We start from the raw sequence: 17,367 nt of genomic DNA, 5'->3' as shown, positions 1-17,367 counted from the left end.
CCGGCGCAGATCATGCGGGTATGACGCTTTGCTTTTAAGGACCCCCCCCATGACTGCCCACTTATCGCCCGGCGCGCGGTTGCGCCAGCAGCTCTCTGAAAACATCGTCGTGGCGCCCGGCGCCTATGACGGCCTGTCGGCCCGCCTGGTTGCCGCGGCCGGATTCTCGGCGGTCTACGCCAGCGGCGGCGCCATCGCGCGTGCCGCCGGCTATCCGGACATCGGTCTGCTCAGCTTCACCGAAGTGATGGACCGCGTGGAAAAGATCGTCGACGCCAGCGGCCTGCCCGTGGTGGCGGACGCTGACACCGGATTCGGTGGCTCGGCCAACGTGGAACGCACGGTGCGCCTGATGGAGCGCGCGGGTGTGGCGGCGTTTCATATCGAGGACCAGACCTTTCCCAAGCGCTGCGGCCACCTGGACGACAAGAGCCTGGTCGATGCCGGCGAGATGGCCCGCAAGGTCTACATTGCGCGCCAGACGCTCGCCGACGCCGACACGCTGGTCATCGCGCGCACCGACGCCATCGCGGTCGAAGGGTTTGACGCGGCCATCGCCCGCGCCGAGCTGTACCTGAAGGCCGGCGCCGACATGATCTTTGTCGAGGCGCCGGAGACGCTGGCGCAGATCCGCGCCATTGCCGAGCGGCTGCCGGGCTTGAAGCTCATCAACATGTTCTACGGCGGCAAGACGCCGCTGGTGCCGCTGCCGGACCTGACGGCGATGGGCTACCGCCTGGCGATCATTCCGTCGGACCTGCAGCGCGCGGCGATCCACGCGATGCAGGAGACGCTTCGCGCGATCCGGCTGACGGGCGACAGCAGCGCAATGGCGGACCGGCTGACCAGCTTCAAGGAACGCGAAGCAATCGTGCAGACCGGCCGCTATCTGGCGCTGGATGTTCAGTAGGCGCGCGACGCCTCGGTACGCTTGCAGCCGTGCGGCATGCGCAGCGGCCACAGCCGCTGGCCGGCCGCGCCGTACAGGGTGCGGATGCCGCATTGCATCCTGACCTGTGCGACCAGGCTGCCGGCGTTGTCGATGATCCGCGAGTCGTCTTCCGTGGACACCACCGCACGCTGGTTCTCAAATCCGGACAACGCCCGGTATTCCGCAGGAATGGCGAACGCGCCCGTGCTATCGACATAGCCGTAGCGCCGGTCGCTGGCGGCTGGCGCCAGGCCTTCGCGCAGCGTACCCAGCGCGTCGAACGCCGGCCCCGTCAGCACGCCCTTGGCATCCACCCAGCGCATGCCGCCGCCAGACAGATGCGTGACGGCGCGGCCTTCCGAGAACCCCGATCCAAACCCTTCGACCGTCAACCGGGTCTTGCCGGACAAGTCCGTGTAGTCCGTCATGGTGCCCCGGTCGGCCGAGTAATAGCGGATCAGCAGGTCGGAGCGTGGCGGCCACGTCCATTCGCCGCGGGGCAGGGTGGCCAGGATCTTGCCGTTGGCGTCCATGACCTGCGTGCCCTTGGCGTTGGACGTCAGCGCGCGCGCCGGCGTGCCTTGGAAGAGCGTGCCGGTGCGGGCTGCCGGCGCGATCTGCCACGCGCCCTTGCCGTTCAGATAGCCTTCGCGGTCGGCGCGGCGGATCTCCATCCAGTCGCCCAGCCGCAGGTAATCGGCATCCTTCATGTCCAGCGCGTCCGAGCCGTCCGGCGAGATGATCCAGCGGCGCTCGCTGTTGCCCGCGCTGACAGAGCCATCCCCAAAATCGCCCACCTGCAATCCGCGCATGAAGGCGGTCAGCGCCTGGCCGCGCGTATTGAACAGTGCGGCGGGACGGTCGTACTCGTCTTCTTGCTTGCCGGGCTGCGTCACCCGCCATAGCGTGTCGTTCACGCGCTCCACGCCGTGGTGGCTGGCCGGCACGACCCACTTGCCTTGCAGGTCGATGACCCCGACCCGGCCCGCGCCCAGCGATGCGATCGCCTGGCCATTCTGGAATTCGCCGATGCTACGGAACGTGGGGGCGGCCAGCAGCTTGCCGGCCGCAAAATCGTACAGACCCCACGGCGCGCCGTCGGCCGCCGTTTGCACAAAGCGCGCCACGCCGGGCGCCACGACCTGCGTATCGAAGTTCTCGGGCAGCTCGAACGTCTTGCCCGCGCGGTCGATCATGCGCACCACGCCGTCGCCATACACCTGCGCGTAGCCATGACGGAACATGCCGATGTGCTGCTGCGCGGGCAGGTCGATGCGCTTGCCGCGCGCGTCCAGCAGCACCATGCCGTCGTCGGTTTCGGCCGCGTAGCGCAATTGGTCCGCTGTCGGGGCTGCGGCGTTTTCATAATCGGTGTCGTCCAGCGGTGTCACGGCAGACCAGGACGGATCGGTGACCATGCTGCCATCGGCAAGCAGCAGACCCACTTGTGTGTCGTCGCAATTGCAGTGGCTTTGACCCAGCACGCTCAGCGGACCGCCCGGGACGCCGGCGGGCAGCGGCTGGAGTTGCTGGTTCTGAAGCGCCGCTACCGTCTCGGGTTTGAGCAGCGGCTTGCCGTCCTTGTCCACCACATTGAGCAGGGCGCCTTGCTCGTCGGACAGCCACAGATTGCCTTCGCGCGTCTGCAGGCGGCGGGCGTCCGCGAGCCATGCGGGCGCCGTGGCGCCGTGCAGCCACGCGCCGGTCGGCGTCAGCAAACCGGCGGCGCGGCGGGATTCGTCCACGAAAAGGACATAGCCCTCAAGTTCGTCGCCGGCCGACAGCCCCGCGCCCAACGTGACCGGCGCGGCGTGGCCGGGCACCAGCGCCATCAGGTTTTCGCCCGACCGATACAGAATGGTGTCGGCGTGGCGCTGCGACGTCTGGCCTTCTTCGGTTGTCAGCGTGGCCACGATCGTGCCGGTGCGGTCCATCACCGCAAAGCCGCCTCGCTGCGGCAACTGCGCGCTGTAGAAAGCCTTGCCCACGGGCAGGATGCTTTCGTACTGCTGGTCCGCGCCGATCAGCTTGCCGTCCGCCGTCACCAGCACGGAGCCGTCCGGACCGTAGCCCGAGGCCAGGTTGCCGTCGTCCTGCAAGGAGATGTCATCGAACTCCGGGTCCACGACCCATTTCCAGTCCTTGTCCACCACGCCGTACTTGGCCTGGCCGTTGGTGGCGATGTACAGGCCTTTGTCACCCAGCGGCCGCGTGATGACGACACCGTCCCCGCCGAAGCGGCGTTCGCCGCTGGTTGAACGGTATTCCTCCTTGTACTGAACCGTGGCCCGCGCGGGCACGCCATCGAACAGGCGCACGGCACGCACCACCTCGTCGAACGGCTCGCCCGCCGGATTGCCCTGGCGGTCGATCAGCATCGGCTTGCCGTCCAGCGTCACCGCCGCCAGCCCGACCTCGACAAAGTCCTGCGCCGCGTCGTACTGCGGGCGCACCGCCATGCGGCCATTGCGGTCGATGTAGCCCCACTTGCCTTGCCACCGCACGGCGGCAAGCCCGTGGCGGAAATCGCCTACTTCCTCAAAGATCGGCTCGATCGCGACGCGGCCGTTCCGGTCCAGAAAGCCCCATGCGTGGCGGCGCAGCGAGTTGTCGCGCGGCACTCGGTCGATGTTCTCGATGGCTGACGGCAGCAGCACCGCGGCGCGGCCGTCCTGCAGATCCCGGATGCAGCCGTTGCTGAAGGGGTTGCGCGCGGAGATGTCGTCGGCAGCCGGATAGACCGGGTAATCGGATTCCCCCAGGCAATAGATGTGGCCCTGCTGCACGTAGCCGGTCTGCGCCTGAACGGACAGGGATGCGCCCAGCGCGGCCAATGCGCAGGCGAGGCGGGTGGTTCGTAGCACGCGTGACGTCATGATCATTCTGCGTTGGCGTTGTCGACTGCCGGCGGCGAGATGCCGGCGGCCTCGGGGCAGGTGAGTTTCCGGGGCGGCCAGCTTTGCCGGTCCTCTGCATCCACGATCACCACCGTGTCGCACAGCACGCCGAACAGCGCGGTGGTCTTGCCCTGGGTATCGATGTACTCGATTAGCCGATTGCGCCGCACCAGCGCGCGGCCTTCCGAAAAGTCGCCGGCCCACGTGAACGCCGGCGCAATCGCATAGCGTCCGGTCAGATCGATGTAGCCGTACAGCTTGCCCGTGCGCTCCAGGCGGCGCGCCCGCGCCAGTCCGTCCTTCATGCGGCCAAGCTGGTTGAAGTGCGCGCCCACGACGCGCTTGCCGTTCGCGTCGATGAAGCCGTACTTGTTATCGCCGTCGCTGTACGGCGCCACGCCCTCGCTGGCCTTGTCGCTGTCGATGGCGTAGCGGCCGGGCAGACGGGTGACCTCGCGGCCTTGCAGGTCCACCAGAATGCTCGATCCGCTCTCGTCGTCATTGACGACGACGCGGTGCATCGATGCCAGCGGCGTGGCGTCGCCCCACTTCTCGAGCAGGGTCTTGCCGGTCTGGTCGATCAGGCGATAGCCCATGCCGATATTGGCGCGCGCCAGGCCTTCGGGCTGCGTGAAGAACGGATTGAATTCGCCGTATTGCGCGGGCACCTTCATGTTGCCGCGCGCATCGATGGCGCCTTCGCGTTCGTCAAAGTTGATGTAAAGCCAGTCGCCGAATTGCTGCTTGTTGTTGGGCCGGCCCTCCGACAAGCGGATGGAGGCGCCCTCTGCATCGATCAGGACAGCGCTTGCGTCGGCCAATTCGCCGAGAAAGCGCCCATCGGCAAGCTTCTGCGGCTTGCCGACCACGGGTTCACTCGTTTTGCCGGTGCGCAGGTTGATGACGCGGTAGGCGCGTTCGGTGAAGCCGCCGCGATTGCGCTTGCCCTCCGGCGCTTCGACCAGCATCAGGCCGTTACCCAGGTATTCCAGATCGTAGGCGCCGTCGTAGCGGGCGGGCACTACCCACTGGCCCTCGCGGTTGACCACGCCCCAGCGGTTCTTGTCCTGGACCTTGGCCCAGTCGTCCTCGAACTCCTGTATCTGCTCGTAGACCGGCTTGAGCACTGGCGCGCCCTTGCGCACGTTCCACAGGCCCGCGCGGCGCTGGCGGTTTTCGTTGCGTGCGTAGTAGGGCAGCAGTTCACCGTCAAGGCGAGAGGCCTCTTCCAGCACGTGTGCGGGAACGGACACTTCCTGCCCGCGGGCATCGATCAGAAGCGCGTCGCCGCGCAGCATGTCCTTCGTGCGGGCCCAGGTGTAGGGGCCCTTGAAGGGGCGGATCTCGGTGTAGCGCGGTTCGATGGCCCACGCGCCGTCCGCGCCGATCGCACCGGCTTGGTAGTTCCTGGTGCGCGCCACGAGGGGCAGCGTGACGTCGTACGTGTCGATGTTTGCCCAATCCGGATTCGTGACGATCTTGCCCGCCGCCGTGAGGATGCCGGTCGGCTGGCCATAGTCGTGCGGACGCAGGAGCGCCAGCGGGGCATCCGCCTCGCGAGCGGTCGTGCGCGCGTAGTGAAACTCGCTGACGTCGTAGGCGCGCAGCTGCGCGAGGGTGGTCTCGTCAAGGATGCCAAGGCCGTCCCGGCCGTAGACCTGGTAAAGCGATTCGTCTGCGTTGGCGCTGGCGGTCGTTTGTGCGGCGTCTGCCGCGGCGGTGGCCGCATCCATGGCGGCATCTGCCGCGGTATCGGCTTGCATTGCATCGGCCGCCATGGCGTCGTCTGCGGCTGCCGCAGCCTCAGCTTGAGTCGCCTCGGTAGGCGTCGCGTCTGCCACCGTTGCCGCTTGGGCAATATCGGTTGCGGCATCGGCGGCAACCGGCGGGTCCTGGAAAGCCGCAGCAGTCTCCGCTTCGGACGCCGCCTGCACTGCAGCCGCCGCGTCGGCGGCATGGGCTTGATCTTCCGCGCTCATCGCGTCGCCAGCCGCGTCGGCAACGCCGGCCGTGCGCCGCGCCGCGCCATAGACCCACGCGCGCCCGTGATGAATCTTGACCTCGCCGCTGCGCAAGGGGATCAGCTGCAGCCGGCCCTCGGGATCGATCAGCAGCGTCATGCCGGGCTCGGCGGCAAAGCGCCAGCCGTCTTGCTCCCGCACACCCACATAGTCGCTTTCGAAGGTGTGCATGGGTTGGAGCTTGCCATCCAGCAGCAACGTGCCGCCATCCGCGACCCGCACCAGCCATATGCCCGGCGCCACCCGCTCCACGCGTTCGTAACGCTCGGTCGACAGCGCCTCGCCGCGCACATCCACGAATTCCCATGCCCGTTCGCGGTTCACGGCCACCACATCGCCATCGCGCAACGGCGGCGCGAGCGAGCGCAGCACTTGCGGGCTGATTGCCCAGGTGCCGTTCTGATCCAGCAGGCCCCACCAGCCGCCGTAACGCGAATCGCGCGTCTGCGCGGGCAGTTGGCCGCTGGTCGGCGCGGCCAGCGCCATCACCCCTTCGGGCAGCGCGGCAGGCTTGCCGGTCACGGTATTCACCAGACGCGGCGGCGTCGGAATTTCCATCGCCGCCAGCTTCTGGCCGGGCTCAAAGCCCGAGGTGCGCGTGCCCAGCGGAAAGGTCTTCACGACCTTGCCCTGACGGTCGATCAGCACATCCCGTCCGTCCTCTTCGGCCAGCGCCGTGCCTTGGGCGTTGAATCCGGTCGCGTCGCTAAAGCGCGGCGGGATGACCCAGCGTCCCCGGGTGTCGATGTAACCCCAGAGATCCTGCTGGCTGACGGCGGCCAACCCGTTCTGGAAGGAGCGGGCTTCCGAATACGCCGGCACGATGGCCATGACGCCTTGCTTGTCAATAAATCCCCAGGCAGCGGAATCGCCGTCGGCGGTACCCACCAACACGGCCGCCAGGCCTTCCTGGAATGGCTGGTGGCACGATGTGCCCGCGCCTTCGCCGAAATTGTTGTACGCGCACTGCTGCGCCCAGTTGGTCTGCGCGTGCGAAGTGACCGGCGCCAGGAGCGCGATCCCCGCCAGCGCCACTGCCAGCGCCAGCGGCTTGAAGATGGGTGCCGCTGTCATGAGTTGCGGGCGCGGTCAACAACCGCGGAAACGAACGTGCCGGACCGGGCGTGCCACATGAGTCGATGCCTGCCGAAGGATTGGGAAGGCAGCCACTGTACTCAGCGGTGTGCGGGGACGGATCGGGAGATGTAACCATCAAAAACGAAGCGTTAACATGTCGCAGCCTTCGGCTGATTTTTTCGGTAACTCCCGCCATATTTCAAAAACATCGCGTAATTTCTTTTTTTTTGCGCACGTTGAAGGTTGGCATAGCCGCTCGATTCAGGCGCCTGTCTCGATCATCAACGCAGTCTGGCGCGTTGCCGTGACATTCCCTCCACGCATGCAGCGGGCAAAAAATAATCGGTTGAGCCTCGCGTCTGGCGACCCTGTAATAGCGCCAATGCCCGCCTGAACGGGGGCGACGTTTCCTTGCAAGAGGTTCGCCATGTCCACCCCCCAAAAATCTTCCCTGGATGCATCGCAGCTGTGGCTGCTGGTGCTGGCCGGTGGCGTCGTCATGGGTCTTGCCCTGGGCGTGCGCCATGTGCAGGGCCTGTTTCTTCTGCCCGTCACCATGGACCGCGGCTGGAGCCGCGAAACCTTCGCCATCGCGCTGGCCGTGCAGAACCTGACCTGGGGCATCGTGCAGCCCTTCACCGGCATGATTGCCGACCGCTATGGTTCGGCCAAGGTGATCGCTGGCGGGTTGGTTTTTTATGCGGTGGGCCTGGCCGGCATGGCGCACGCCACGACGCCGGCGGGCTTCATGTGGACGGCGGGGGTGTGCATCGGCATCGCGCTGTCCGGCACGGCGTTCGCGGCCATTTATGGCGCGCTCAGCCGCCTGGTGCCGCCCGAACGCAGAAGCTGGGCGCTGGGCGTGGCGGGAGCCGTCGGCGGCCTTGGACAGTTCACGATGGTGCCCGCGGCGCAATGGCTGATCGGGGGCTGGGGCTGGGTGGCGGCCTTGCTGGCGTTTGCCGTGGCGCTGACTATCCTGTTGCCGTTGGCGTTTCCGCTACGCGAGCCGGCGAACCGTCTGCGCGATGCCGGCGCGCCCGACGCAAACCTGTCGCTGCGCGACGCCCTTCGCGAGGCCTTCACGCGCCCGGGCTTCTGGCTGCTGAACCTGGGATTCCTGGCTTGCGGTTTCCAGCTGGCGTTCATCGGCACGCACCTGCCCGCCTACCTGATGGACAAGGGCCTGCGCGCATCGGACGCGGTCGCCGCGCTGGCCATCATTGCGCTCACCAATGTCATGGGCACCTATGTCTGCGGCATCCTGGGCGCGCATCACCGGCGCAAGTACCTGCTGGCGGGCATCTACCTGATCCGGACCGCGGCCATTGCGCTTTTCATCCTGGTGCCGCTATCCACGTGGTCGGTCTACGCGTTCGCGGCGGTCATGGGCTTTGTGTGGCTGGGCACGGTGCCGCTCACCAACGGCCTCATCTCGCAGGTGTTTGGCGTGCGCTACATCACCACGCTCTTCGGCTTCGTGTTCTTTGGTCATCAGGTTGGCTCGTTTCTGGGCGTGTGGCTGGGGGGCGTGGTGTTCGAAGCCACCCGCTCTTACGACCTGATCTGGCTGGGGGCGATGGCGCTGGGCGTGCTGTCGGCCGCCTTGCACTGGCCGATCGACGACCGCGAGATCCAGCGCGCGCGGCCGGTGGGCACGGCTGGCTAGGCGCGGCTGGCTAGGTGCGGCCGGCTAGGTGCGGCCGGCGAGGCGCGCACAGGAAGCGGCGTTACGCCAGCCGGTGCTGCGTGCCCGCACCCATGGTGATGTGCAGCATGCGACAGGGCTCAATGACCTTGACGGTGTGCCACGCGCCCTTCGGAATCACGTAGGCATCGCCGGCCAGCATTTTCACGATCTGGATGCCGGTGGGCCATTCCAGGTGCAGTTCGGCGGCCCCAGACATCAGCCGCACGATCTCGTCGGCGCCGGGATGCATCTCCCATTGCGGCCAGTCGGCCGCGAATTCGTACTCGGACACGAGCCAGCCGCGCCCGTATTGCTCAAGGTCTTCCGGAGATTGGGACCAGAATGCGTCGCCGCCCGTCACGGTGGCGGCGGCGCCGGCGGCGTCCAGATACACATAGTGCGACGTCAGGTCGATGGCCATGTTGCGCGTCCTCGGGTGGGGGAATCAGGGCAGTGTATGACAGCGCCGGCTGTCACATCGTTGCGTTTATCATGTCTGCCATCGGCAACTTGGAGAGCACGCGATGAGCACGGGATTCGAAGGGGTGCGCCCCGCATCCGAATCGTCCATCGAGATCGGCTTCTTCTATGACGGCCGGCATTGTGTCGAGCGTATCCGTGTCAAGCCCACCGCCGCCAACCTCAAGCGCGCCGCCGACCGGCGCGTTGCCATCCTGGAGGCCATCGCGCGGGGCGATTTCGACTACGACGCCGAATTCCCCAAACGCGGCGCTAAGCCATCACTGGGTCCCGCATGACGAGCAATTCGCAGCTTGAAGTTCACGATCTTTCGCCTGATGCCTTCAATGCCTACGGGTGGATGCTGGGCAAGCCCATGCCGGACGGCAACGGCGTTCCGCTGTTTACGAACCCGGCCACCGATTTCTGGCACGAGCACCTGTTCAACACGGGCGCGGGCGGCGACGCCGAGGTGCTTTGGGTCAATTACCGAAGCCAGTCCGTCGAAGTGGCCAGCCTGGAAAAGCACCTGCTGACGCAGCAGGCGATCGTCCCGCTGACGGGCAGCATCATCCAGATCGTGGCGCGCAGCGCCGCGGACGGCTCGCCCGACCTGGCCACGCTTGCGGCCTTTCATGTGGCGCAGGGGCAGGGCGTGTGCATGCGGCCGGGCTGCTGGCACGCCACCCGCGTGGCGGGCGACGAGGTCACGTGCCTGATGCTGACCCGCCGCTCCACCACGGTCGACCTGATCCAGCACCTGACCACGGACGCCAGCACCACCGAAAGCGCCTTCGCGGCCATCCCCGCGCGGCAACTGGAAGTGCCTCAGGATCTGCTGCAAAGCGCCTGACAATGCGCCACGAGGGCGGGAGAATCAATCCCCCTCGCTGCACGCGAAGCCCAGGCGCGTGAACAAGGGCCACTTGTTGCGGTAGCTGTCCGTCCAGCACATGCCGAAAAACGCCGCGAACGGCGCGTCGACCCGTTGCGCCGATATGTGTGCAGCGGCATCGGCATCGGGCGGACAGAATGCCTGCCCTGGCGTCGGGTACAACGCGCCGTCCCAGATGGGGTGATCGCAATGCTCGCAGAAATTGCACCATTCCCCTGACCGGGCGGGGTTCTGGCGGTAGGCCGGCGCAAGCGAGCGCAGCGTCTGCGCCACATCGGGCGCAAGAGCCCGTGTCGACGAGATCATGGCCGGACCCGGTATCGACTGCCATTGCGCGGGTCCGAACAGCCAGTCCTGAAACGCCAGCGGATCCAGTCCCGTGCTATCCGCATCGTCCTCATCCAGTTCCAGGTCGACCTCGGTGCTTTCGTGGCCGGGCGGCACGGCCAGCGCCGTCACGCGCGACAGCGTGTTGCAAGCCGCGCAGCGGTGCACGGCCTGCAACACGAAGTACGACGACGCGCGAATGTTGAACGCCTCTCCGTCCGGACCGGTCATGCTCGGGTCTTGCGTTGACATGCTGCTGTGCCTTTCCTGTCGCACCGCTGCGGTGCACTGTTACTTCTACATGCCGGGGAAATATGACAGAATCCCCCGGAATTCGAGCCCTGGCGCAATCCGCCGCCGCCCTCGGGCGACTGCGCCATCCCGTCATGTCGGAGCCCTGAATGCGCCACCGCCAGATTAGCACCGGATTTTGCCGCGCCACCTGCCGTCCGTTCATGGGGCTGGTTGCCGCCATCGTCGTGGCGGGCGTTTTGTCCGGCTGTGCGGTCCCGTCGCACGACGCCGCCGCCGGGCAGTCCGTCGGCATCGAGGGCCTCACTGCGCAACAGGCGCGTGGCATCGCGCGCGAATCCTACCTTTACGGCGCGCCCATGGTCGCCAGCTACCAGGCCATGTATGCCTACAGCCTGGACAAGCAGGGGGCGCAATACAAGGGGCCGGTGAACAGCATCAATCCGGTCGGCACCGCGTCCGCCGCCGCGGCCGGCCTGGACCCGGCCTATCTGTATTCCTACGCCGCCCTGGATTTGCGCGCCGAACCCGTCGTCGTCATCGTGCCCCGCGTCGAAAAGCGGCGCGACGCCTCGTTGCAGGTCATGGACCTGTACATGCACCACATCCGCGACCTGGGCTCGCGCGGCCTGGGCGGTGGCGTCTTTCTCGTGGCGGGTCCCTCCTGGAAAGGCAAGGTGCCCCCGGGCATCACCAAGGTGATTCGGTCAGAGACGCAGCTTGCCACGCTGGTGGCGCGCACGCAGCGGTTCAATCCCGCCGACCAGGAAAACGCCAAGCGCATCCAGGCGCGCTTCAAGGTGCAGCCGCTATCGGCGTTCCGCAACCTGGCCGCGCCCGCCGCCCCTGCCAAGGTGGAATGGAAAGCGCCGGTTCCGCGCGCGCAGATGTATTCGTCGCTCGAGTTCTATGACGAACTGGCCTTCCTGCTGCGGTTCGCACCCGCACACAAATCCGAGACCGCGCTGCGCGAACGCATGGCCACCCTGGGCCTGCGCCCCGGCGAGGACTACGACACCGCCACGCTCAACCCCGCGTTGCGCCGCGCGCTGCAAGAGGGCATGCACGATGGCCAGAACGACATCGACAAGAACCGCGCGGCGCAGGGCGCCGATGCCGGGGCGCTGTTCGGCGACCGGGACAAGCTGAAGAACGACTATCTGGCACGCGCGACGGGGGCGCAGATGGGGCTGTTTGCGTTTGGCGGCATGAACGCGCCCAAGGCGGCGCCGAAGGTGCCACCGAAGGCGCCGCTGAAGTCTCAGCCCAAACCGGCACCCACGCCCCAATAGGCGCGCCGCATGAAGCGCAACTTCAACATCCACGACCTGCGAATCTTCTACGCCGTCGTCATGACCGGCTCGACGCGTCAGGCCGCGCTGGCCATGCACCTGACGCAGCCCGCCATCAGCCACGCAATATCGCGTCTGGAAAGCGCCACGGGCGTTCAATTGTTCGACCGGTCGCACAAAACACTGCGTCCGACGGAAGCGGGGCAATATCTCTACAGCGAAGCCAAGTTCGTGCTGGACGAACTGGTGCGCATCGACGAAGCCCTGCACAGCATCGAACAATTCGGCGGCCGCGGGCTGCGCATCGCCTCGTCACCCGCGCTGGCGCTGGGCTACGCGCCCGACGCGGTGCGCCGTTATCTGGACATCAACGGCACGCGCCCGTTCTCCATCGATGTCGAGTCGTCCATGCAGGTCATCAGCGCCGTGGAAACCATGCGCGCCGACTTCGGCCTGGGCGCTGTCGGCCGGGACAGCACGCGGCTGACGTTCACGCCATTCCTGCGTGCGGACGTCATGGCGATCGCGCATCGCGAACATCCGCTGGCCGGGCGCGACGCCATCACGGTGCTCGACATCCCGCCGGACACCTACGTCAAGCCGCTGTGGTCCGACTATGTCGTGGCGCAGGGCGACATCGCCGATTCGTTGCTGTTGCGCTCCGGCATGCAGGCGCATATGTCGCTGCTGCCGGGTACGGTGCGCGCCGTCAAGGGCATCAGCCTGGTCAACGCGCTGTCCGCGTCCGACATCGTGACGTCGTTTCCGGATCTGGTGGCCGTGCCGCTCGCCTCCCGGCAGTGGTTCGATTTCCTGCTGATCACCCGCACCGAGTCCCGCAACAACGAGCTGACCGCGCGCCTGCTGGACGCCCTGCGATCCACGGCGCAGGCGCGGCGGCAGGGCGTGTATGCAGAGACAATCGCGTTGCTGCAATAGCGGTAATTGCGCCGGGCTTATTGCGCCGGGGGCTGCCACGGCAGCGATTGCAGATCGCCGTCGATGCTGATCGCCTGGCCGCTGACCATGGCCCCGTAAGGGCTTGCGAGAAACAGCGCCATGTTTGCGATGTCAGCGGCGCGCACGAACTGCCGCAGGCTGACGCCCGACAACTCCAGCCGTGTCTGCTCTTCGACCGACAATCCCATGTTCTTGGCGCGGGCGGCGATCACCCGATCGATGCGCGGTCCGGCCACCAGCCCCGGCAGTAGCGCATTGACGCGGATGTTGAGCGGCCCAAGTTCCATCGCGAGCGAACGCGTCAGGCCCACCACGCCCCATTTGGTGGCCGCATATGGCGTGCGCATGGGTAAGCCCATCCGTCCCGCCACCGAACTGATGTTGATGATGCTGCCGCCGCCCGACGCGCGCAGGGCGGGCAACGCATGGCGCACGGTGTGGAACTGCGAGGCCAGATTGATGTCAAGCGTCGCGTCCAGCTCTTGCGCGGTGATGTCGGCGATGCCTGCCGTGGGCCCGGCAATGCCGGCGTTGTTCACCAGCACGTCCAGCCCGCCCAGATGCGATAGCGCGGTCTGCATGTAGCGGTCGATCTCGTCGCGGCTGCCCACGTCCGCGCGCGCCCACGGGTGACGGCAACTGGCCAGCGCCTGTTCATCGACATCGCACAAGTGAACGCGGGCGCCGCGTTCTGCAAAGGCGTCGACCAGCGCGACGCCGATGCCGGACGCGCCCGCGGTCACGATGACGCGCTTTCCAGACAGGTCAACAGGAAGGGCGGCGAGCGCCTCGGGGGTCGTCATGGGATTTCCGGATTGATTCATGGCGTCAGGGCTTCATCAGGCGGCAGGTCGATTCCTCGGGCGACGTATACACCTGGGTGCCTGGCACACGCGCCACAAGCTTGTAGTAGTCCCACGGCGCCTTGGATTCCGCAGGCGTCTTCACCTGCATCAGGAACATATCGTGCACCATCAGCCCGTCCGCGCGGATCTTGCCGTCTTTGACGAAGAAGTCGTTCACGGGATTGGCCTTCAGCCACTTCATGATGGTGTCGCCATCGGTGCTCTTGGTGGCTTCCACCGCCTTCAGGTATGTCGTCGCGGCGGAATAGTCGCCGGCTTGCAGCATGGACGGCTTCTTCTTCATCACGGCCTCAAAGCGCGACGCCCACTTGCGCGACGGGTCGTCCTGGTCCCAGTACCATGCCGTCGTCAAATACATGTTTTGCGCCGCCGGCAGGCCCAGCGCATGCACGTCGGTGATCAGCACCAGCAGGCCGGCGATCTTCATCTTGGGCGTCAGTCCAAATTCGTTGGCCGCCTTGACCGCATTGCTGGTGTCGCTGGCGGAATTGGCCAGGCCCAGCACCTGCGCGCCGGAGGCCTGCGCCTGCAGGATGAACGACGAGAAATCCGCTGTGTTCAGCGGATGCCGCACCCGGCCCTTGACGTTGCCGCCGTCGGCCTGCACCACCTTGGATGCATCGCGCTCCAGCGCATGGCCGAACGCGTGGTCCACCGTCAGGAAATACCAGTCCTTGTTGCCTTCCTTCATCATCGCGCGCGCCGTGCCGCGCGCCAGCGACACCGTGTCGTACACGTAGTGCACGGTATAGGGCGTGCATTGCGCGTTCGTCAGTTCGGAAGCACCCGCGCTCACCACGAAGAACGGCGTCTTCTTTTCCTCGGCCACCTTCGCCATTGCCAACGCCGCCGCCGAATTCGCGCCCGCAATCAGCATGTTCACCCCGCGCTGGTCCAGCCATTCCCGCGCGCGGGACGACGCGATATCGGCCCGGTTCTGGTGATCCGCAACCAATACCTCCACCTTCTTTCCAGCCACCGTGCCGCCCAGGTCCGCGATCGCCATCTTGATGGCCTCGACGCCGCCAGGTCCGTCGGCGTCCGCGGACAGTCCGGACATATCCGTGATGAACCCGATTCGGATCACGCCGTCATCGGCCTGTGCCGCACCTGCCATTCCCAACAGCGCGGCCAATGCCGTCGCGCGCAACGTCTTTTTCATGTCTCGTCTCCCCACTGGGTGGATGTGTATGTATTCAGAACGCGACGTGGCCGCGTCCCTTCAGTTGCAGCGTCGCTCGCGCGTCGTCCGGCGTGGCGATCTGCAAGGACAGGTCTTCCAGGATGCGGCGGATGCGGTGCACCTGATCCGCGTTGGACTTTGCCAGCTCGCCGGGCCCGTCCCACAATGAATCCTCCAGGCCTACGCGAACGTTCCCACCCATCGTCGCCGCCATCGTCGCAAGCGGCGTCTGCTTGCGGCCGGCGGCCAGCACCGACCAGATGTAGTCGTCGCCGAACAGCCGGTCAGCCGTGCGCTTCATCATCATCACGTCCTCGGGGTGCGTGCCGATGCCGCCGCGGATGCCGAACACCGACTGGATCAGAAACGGCGGCTTGAGCAGCTTGCGGTCCACGAAATGCGCGGCGGTATAAAGATGGCCGATGTCGTAGCACTCGATCTCAAAGCGCGTGCCGTTATCGCCGCACGACGACAGGATGTGCTCGATATCCTTGAACGTGTTGCGAAAGATCAGGTCGTTGCTGCCCTCCAGATACGGCCGCTCCCAAGCCTGCGTGAACGTCTTGAACCGCTCCAGCAGCTCGTACATCCCGAAGTTCATCGACCCCATGTTCAGCGACGCCACTTCGGGCTTGAACTGCAACGCCGGCGCCATGCGCTCGGCAATCGGCAGCACCGGCGATCCGCCCGTCGTGATGTTGACCACCACGTCCGAAGCTTCCTTGATACGCGGCAGGAATTGCGCGTACAACGCCGGATCCTGCGTGGGTTGCCCCGTGTCCGGCTGTCGCGCATGCAGGTGCACGATCGCCGCACCCGCCTGGGCGGCATCAAGCGCCGACCGGGCGATCTCTTCAGGCGTGACGGGCAGGTAAGGCGACATCGACGGCGTATGGACCGAACCGGTGATGGCGCAGGTGATGATGACCTTTCTGGACTGTTTCATGGGCCTCTGGCGCGCGGCAGGTTGCCGCTGTGAATATGTCGCTACGGATCTTTATGGCCCCGGCTGTCTCCTCCGGGTGTGGGCCATTCTGTCGCAGGGCTTCGGGTCCTGTCACCTGAACAGAAATTATCAATTGATAGGGAATCCGGTGCTGCGCTGCAGCGTGCCATTCACGCGGCCGGAGCACGAAAAAAAGCCGCCGCCAGGATCACTCCTGGCGGCGGCTTTTGCCGAACGGCTTCGAGGACTTAGTCCTTGCGGCTGGTCACTTCAACCAGGTGGTAGCCGAACTGGGTCTTGACCGGACCTTGCACTTGGCCGACCGGGGCGCTGAACACGACGGTGTCGAATTCCTTGACCATCTGACCCGGGCCGAAGGTACCCAGGTTGCCACCGTCGCGGCTCGACGGGCAGCTCGAGTTTTCCTTGGCGAGCTGTGCGAAGTCAGCGCCATTCTCGATGGCGGTCTTGAGTTCGTTGGCCTTCGCTTCGGTGGAAACGAGGATGTGACGGGCGGAGGCTTGTGCCATGAGGGAACTCCTTGCAGACTGATTTGGGGAGGGGAGAGTAACGCATTCGCGTGAACTCGCTACCCCGGCATCATAAACGGGGAGTGATCCGGCCCCGGGTCACAGACGGTAAGCGGGAGGGGGCGCACCCCCGCACTTCCCCTAATACCCCCTCATATCCTTATACGATTATCGTATTTTCAACACGCCCCTCCCGGGGCGTGTCCACAGCCGAGGCAACGCGGGCTGGCAATGAGATGCACGTTTTCGGACGAGACTTCCTATGCCTGATTCAGCTTCCCGAGTACTGTTGAAAAAAGACGCGGTCGTGCCGTTTACGTCGGAGCCCAATCTGACGGATCGTGTGACCGAGATGCTGCTGGACGAGATCACCAGCGGCGATTACCAGGTCGGTGAGGTGCTGCCCCCAGAGCAGACCATCGCCACCCGGCTTGGCGTTTCGCGCACGGTGCTGCGCGAAGCGGTTTCCCGCCTGAAGGGCGATGGCATCGTGCAGAGCAAGCAGGGCCGCGGGCTGACCGTCATGCAGACGGCGCGGCCGTCGGTGTTGCGCATGCAGGCCGCGGATATTGGCGATGCGGATCAGGTGCTGCGCATCGTGGAACTGCGCCGCGGCTTCGAGATCGAGGCCGCGCCGTTGGCGGCGGCCCGGCGTGACGAGGACGATCTGGCCGCCATGCGGTTGGCGCTGCGCAAGATGGCCGACGCGATTGCGTCCGGAGATGTAGCGGTGGGCGTCGATGCCGACATGGAGTTCCACCGCTGCGTGGCGCGTGCGACGCGCAATGAACACTATCTGAATTTCTTCGATTTCCTGGCGGTGTTGCTCAAAAAGAACCTGCGCGTGTCGCGTTCGCGGTCGGCCAAGATCGCGGGGCGCGGGGCGCAGGCGCAAAAGGAGCACGAGGCGCTGTTTGCCGCCATCGAGAAGGGCGACGTGGAACTTGCACGGCAGCACGCGCGCACGCACGTCGACAACACGGAAGCACGTCTGCGTACAGCGGCGGCCACGGCCGACAAGCCGTAGGCGCCCACTAAGGG

The 17,367-nt window shown here is 66.1% G+C and carries 15 protein-coding genes; 7 read left to right on the top strand and 8 right to left on the bottom strand.

Annotated features, from left to right (window positions below):
- Positions 1-49: 49 nt before the first annotated feature.
- Entirely contained in the window at positions 50-910 is an 861-nt protein-coding gene (locus tag QEP15_RS23170) for an isocitrate lyase/PEP mutase family protein (protein WP_280148160.1), read from the top strand.
- Here QEP15_RS23170 and QEP15_RS23165 read toward each other — a convergent pair.
- Both QEP15_RS23165 and QEP15_RS23160 read right to left on the bottom strand, forming a co-directional pair.
- On the bottom strand, positions 904-3,807 hold the full coding sequence (locus QEP15_RS23165; RefSeq protein WP_280148159.1) for a WG repeat-containing protein: 2,904 nt from the start codon (positions 3,805-3,807) through the stop codon (positions 904-906). The two genes, QEP15_RS23170 and QEP15_RS23165, sit on opposite strands and share 7 nt — an antisense overlap.
- Before the next feature lie 2 nt (positions 3,808-3,809).
- Positions 3,810-6,923 carry a WG repeat-containing protein gene (locus tag QEP15_RS23160; RefSeq protein WP_280148158.1) on the bottom strand — a complete coding sequence of 1,038 codons (3,114 nt, stop codon included), beginning with the start codon at positions 6,921-6,923 and terminating at the stop codon, positions 3,810-3,812.
- Between the two features lie 430 nt (positions 6,924-7,353).
- On the opposite strand from QEP15_RS23160, the gene QEP15_RS23155 reads away from it, so the two are divergent.
- Positions 7,354-8,595 (top strand): MFS transporter, encoded by a 1,242-nt coding sequence (locus tag QEP15_RS23155; protein WP_280148157.1) that lies wholly within the window; start codon positions 7,354-7,356, stop codon positions 8,593-8,595.
- A gap of 61 nt (positions 8,596-8,656) precedes the next feature.
- Here the strand turns inward: QEP15_RS23155 and QEP15_RS23150 are convergent, their stop codons facing one another.
- Entirely contained in the window at positions 8,657-9,037 is a 381-nt protein-coding gene (locus tag QEP15_RS23150; RefSeq protein WP_056324729.1) for a cupin domain-containing protein, read from the bottom strand.
- A 103-nt stretch (positions 9,038-9,140) separates the two neighbouring features.
- On the opposite strand from QEP15_RS23150, the gene QEP15_RS23145 reads away from it, so the two are divergent.
- Positions 9,141-9,374: an Arm DNA-binding domain-containing protein gene (locus tag QEP15_RS23145; RefSeq protein ID WP_152382750.1), complete on the top strand. Its 234-nt coding sequence runs from the start codon at positions 9,141-9,143 to the stop codon at positions 9,372-9,374.
- Positions 9,371-9,928 (top strand): ureidoglycolate lyase, encoded by a 558-nt coding sequence (locus tag QEP15_RS23140; RefSeq protein WP_152382749.1) that lies wholly within the window; start codon positions 9,371-9,373, stop codon positions 9,926-9,928. Before QEP15_RS23145 ends, QEP15_RS23140 begins: the two co-directional genes overlap by 4 nt.
- Positions 9,929-9,952: 24 nt before the next feature.
- Here the strand turns inward: QEP15_RS23140 and QEP15_RS23135 are convergent, their stop codons facing one another.
- Complete coding sequence (locus QEP15_RS23135; RefSeq protein WP_152382748.1) at positions 9,953-10,549, bottom strand: hypothetical protein; 597 nt, start codon at positions 10,547-10,549, stop codon at positions 9,953-9,955.
- A 149-nt stretch (positions 10,550-10,698) separates the two neighbouring features.
- Here QEP15_RS23135 and QEP15_RS23130 point away from each other — a divergent pair, with 149 nt between their 5' ends.
- Positions 10,699-11,841 carry a DUF1254 domain-containing protein gene (locus QEP15_RS23130; protein ID WP_152382747.1) on the top strand — a complete coding sequence of 381 codons (1,143 nt, stop codon included), beginning with the start codon at positions 10,699-10,701 and terminating at the stop codon, positions 11,839-11,841.
- A 9-nt stretch (positions 11,842-11,850) separates the two neighbouring features.
- Entirely contained in the window at positions 11,851-12,780 is a 930-nt protein-coding gene (locus QEP15_RS23125; RefSeq protein WP_056324740.1) for a LysR family transcriptional regulator, read from the top strand.
- Between the two features lie 17 nt (positions 12,781-12,797).
- On the opposite strand, the gene QEP15_RS23120 is transcribed toward QEP15_RS23125, so the two are convergent.
- The 4 genes from QEP15_RS23120 to QEP15_RS23105 form a co-directional block, all read right to left on the bottom strand.
- The gene (locus QEP15_RS23120) at positions 12,798-13,604 is read right to left on the bottom strand and encodes an SDR family oxidoreductase (RefSeq protein WP_280148156.1); all 807 of its coding nucleotides are present in this window, start codon (positions 13,602-13,604) and stop codon (positions 12,798-12,800) included.
- 25 nt (positions 13,605-13,629) lie between these two features.
- A complete protein-coding gene (locus tag QEP15_RS23115; protein ID WP_152382745.1) occupies positions 13,630-14,829 on the bottom strand; it encodes an ABC transporter substrate-binding protein in 1,200 nt (399 codons plus the stop codon).
- 34 nt (positions 14,830-14,863) lie between these two features.
- Entirely contained in the window at positions 14,864-15,796 is a 933-nt protein-coding gene (gene kce / locus QEP15_RS23110; RefSeq protein ID WP_152382744.1) for a 3,5-dioxohexanoate:acetyl-CoA acetone transferase, read from the bottom strand.
- Positions 15,797-16,044: 248 nt separating this feature from the next.
- On the bottom strand, positions 16,045-16,326 hold the full coding sequence (locus QEP15_RS23105; protein WP_056324750.1) for a peptidylprolyl isomerase: 282 nt from the start codon (positions 16,324-16,326) through the stop codon (positions 16,045-16,047).
- A gap of 289 nt (positions 16,327-16,615) precedes the next feature.
- Here QEP15_RS23105 and QEP15_RS23100 point away from each other — a divergent pair, with 289 nt between their 5' ends.
- Positions 16,616-17,353 carry a FadR/GntR family transcriptional regulator gene (locus QEP15_RS23100; protein ID WP_223573290.1) on the top strand — a complete coding sequence of 246 codons (738 nt, stop codon included), beginning with the start codon at positions 16,616-16,618 and terminating at the stop codon, positions 17,351-17,353.
- The last annotated feature ends 14 nt before the right edge of the window (positions 17,354-17,367 follow it).

This window comes from Achromobacter mucicolens (assembly GCF_029866465.1).
Classification (GTDB): Bacteria; Pseudomonadota; Gammaproteobacteria; order Burkholderiales; family Burkholderiaceae_B; genus Achromobacter; species Achromobacter mucicolens.
This window is presented reverse-complemented; position numbering and strand designations above follow the sequence as displayed.

Coding starts and splice junctions, on each gene's coding strand:
- QEP15_RS23170 (WP_280148160.1), top strand. CDS start 50: ATGACTGCCCACTTATCGCCCGGCGCGCGGTTGCGCCAGCAGCTCTCT.
- QEP15_RS23165 (WP_280148159.1), bottom strand. CDS start 3,807: ATGACGTCACGCGTGCTACGAACCACCCGCCTCGCCTGCGCATTGGCC.
- QEP15_RS23160 (WP_280148158.1), bottom strand. CDS start 6,923: ATGACAGCGGCACCCATCTTCAAGCCGCTGGCGCTGGCAGTGGCGCTG.
- QEP15_RS23155 (WP_280148157.1), top strand. CDS start 7,354: ATGTCCACCCCCCAAAAATCTTCCCTGGATGCATCGCAGCTGTGGCTG.
- QEP15_RS23150 (WP_056324729.1), bottom strand. CDS start 9,037: ATGGCCATCGACCTGACGTCGCACTATGTGTATCTGGACGCCGCCGGC.
- QEP15_RS23145 (WP_152382750.1), top strand. CDS start 9,141: ATGAGCACGGGATTCGAAGGGGTGCGCCCCGCATCCGAATCGTCCATC.
- QEP15_RS23140 (WP_152382749.1), top strand. CDS start 9,371: ATGACGAGCAATTCGCAGCTTGAAGTTCACGATCTTTCGCCTGATGCC.
- QEP15_RS23135 (WP_152382748.1), bottom strand. CDS start 10,549: ATGTCAACGCAAGACCCGAGCATGACCGGTCCGGACGGAGAGGCGTTC.
- QEP15_RS23130 (WP_152382747.1), top strand. CDS start 10,699: ATGCGCCACCGCCAGATTAGCACCGGATTTTGCCGCGCCACCTGCCGT.
- QEP15_RS23125 (WP_056324740.1), top strand. CDS start 11,851: ATGAAGCGCAACTTCAACATCCACGACCTGCGAATCTTCTACGCCGTC.
- QEP15_RS23120 (WP_280148156.1), bottom strand. CDS start 13,604: ATGACGACCCCCGAGGCGCTCGCCGCCCTTCCTGTTGACCTGTCTGGA.
- QEP15_RS23115 (WP_152382745.1), bottom strand. CDS start 14,829: ATGAAAAAGACGTTGCGCGCGACGGCATTGGCCGCGCTGTTGGGAATG.
- kce (WP_152382744.1), bottom strand. CDS start 15,796: ATGAAACAGTCCAGAAAGGTCATCATCACCTGCGCCATCACCGGTTCG.
- QEP15_RS23105 (WP_056324750.1), bottom strand. CDS start 16,326: ATGGCACAAGCCTCCGCCCGTCACATCCTCGTTTCCACCGAAGCGAAG.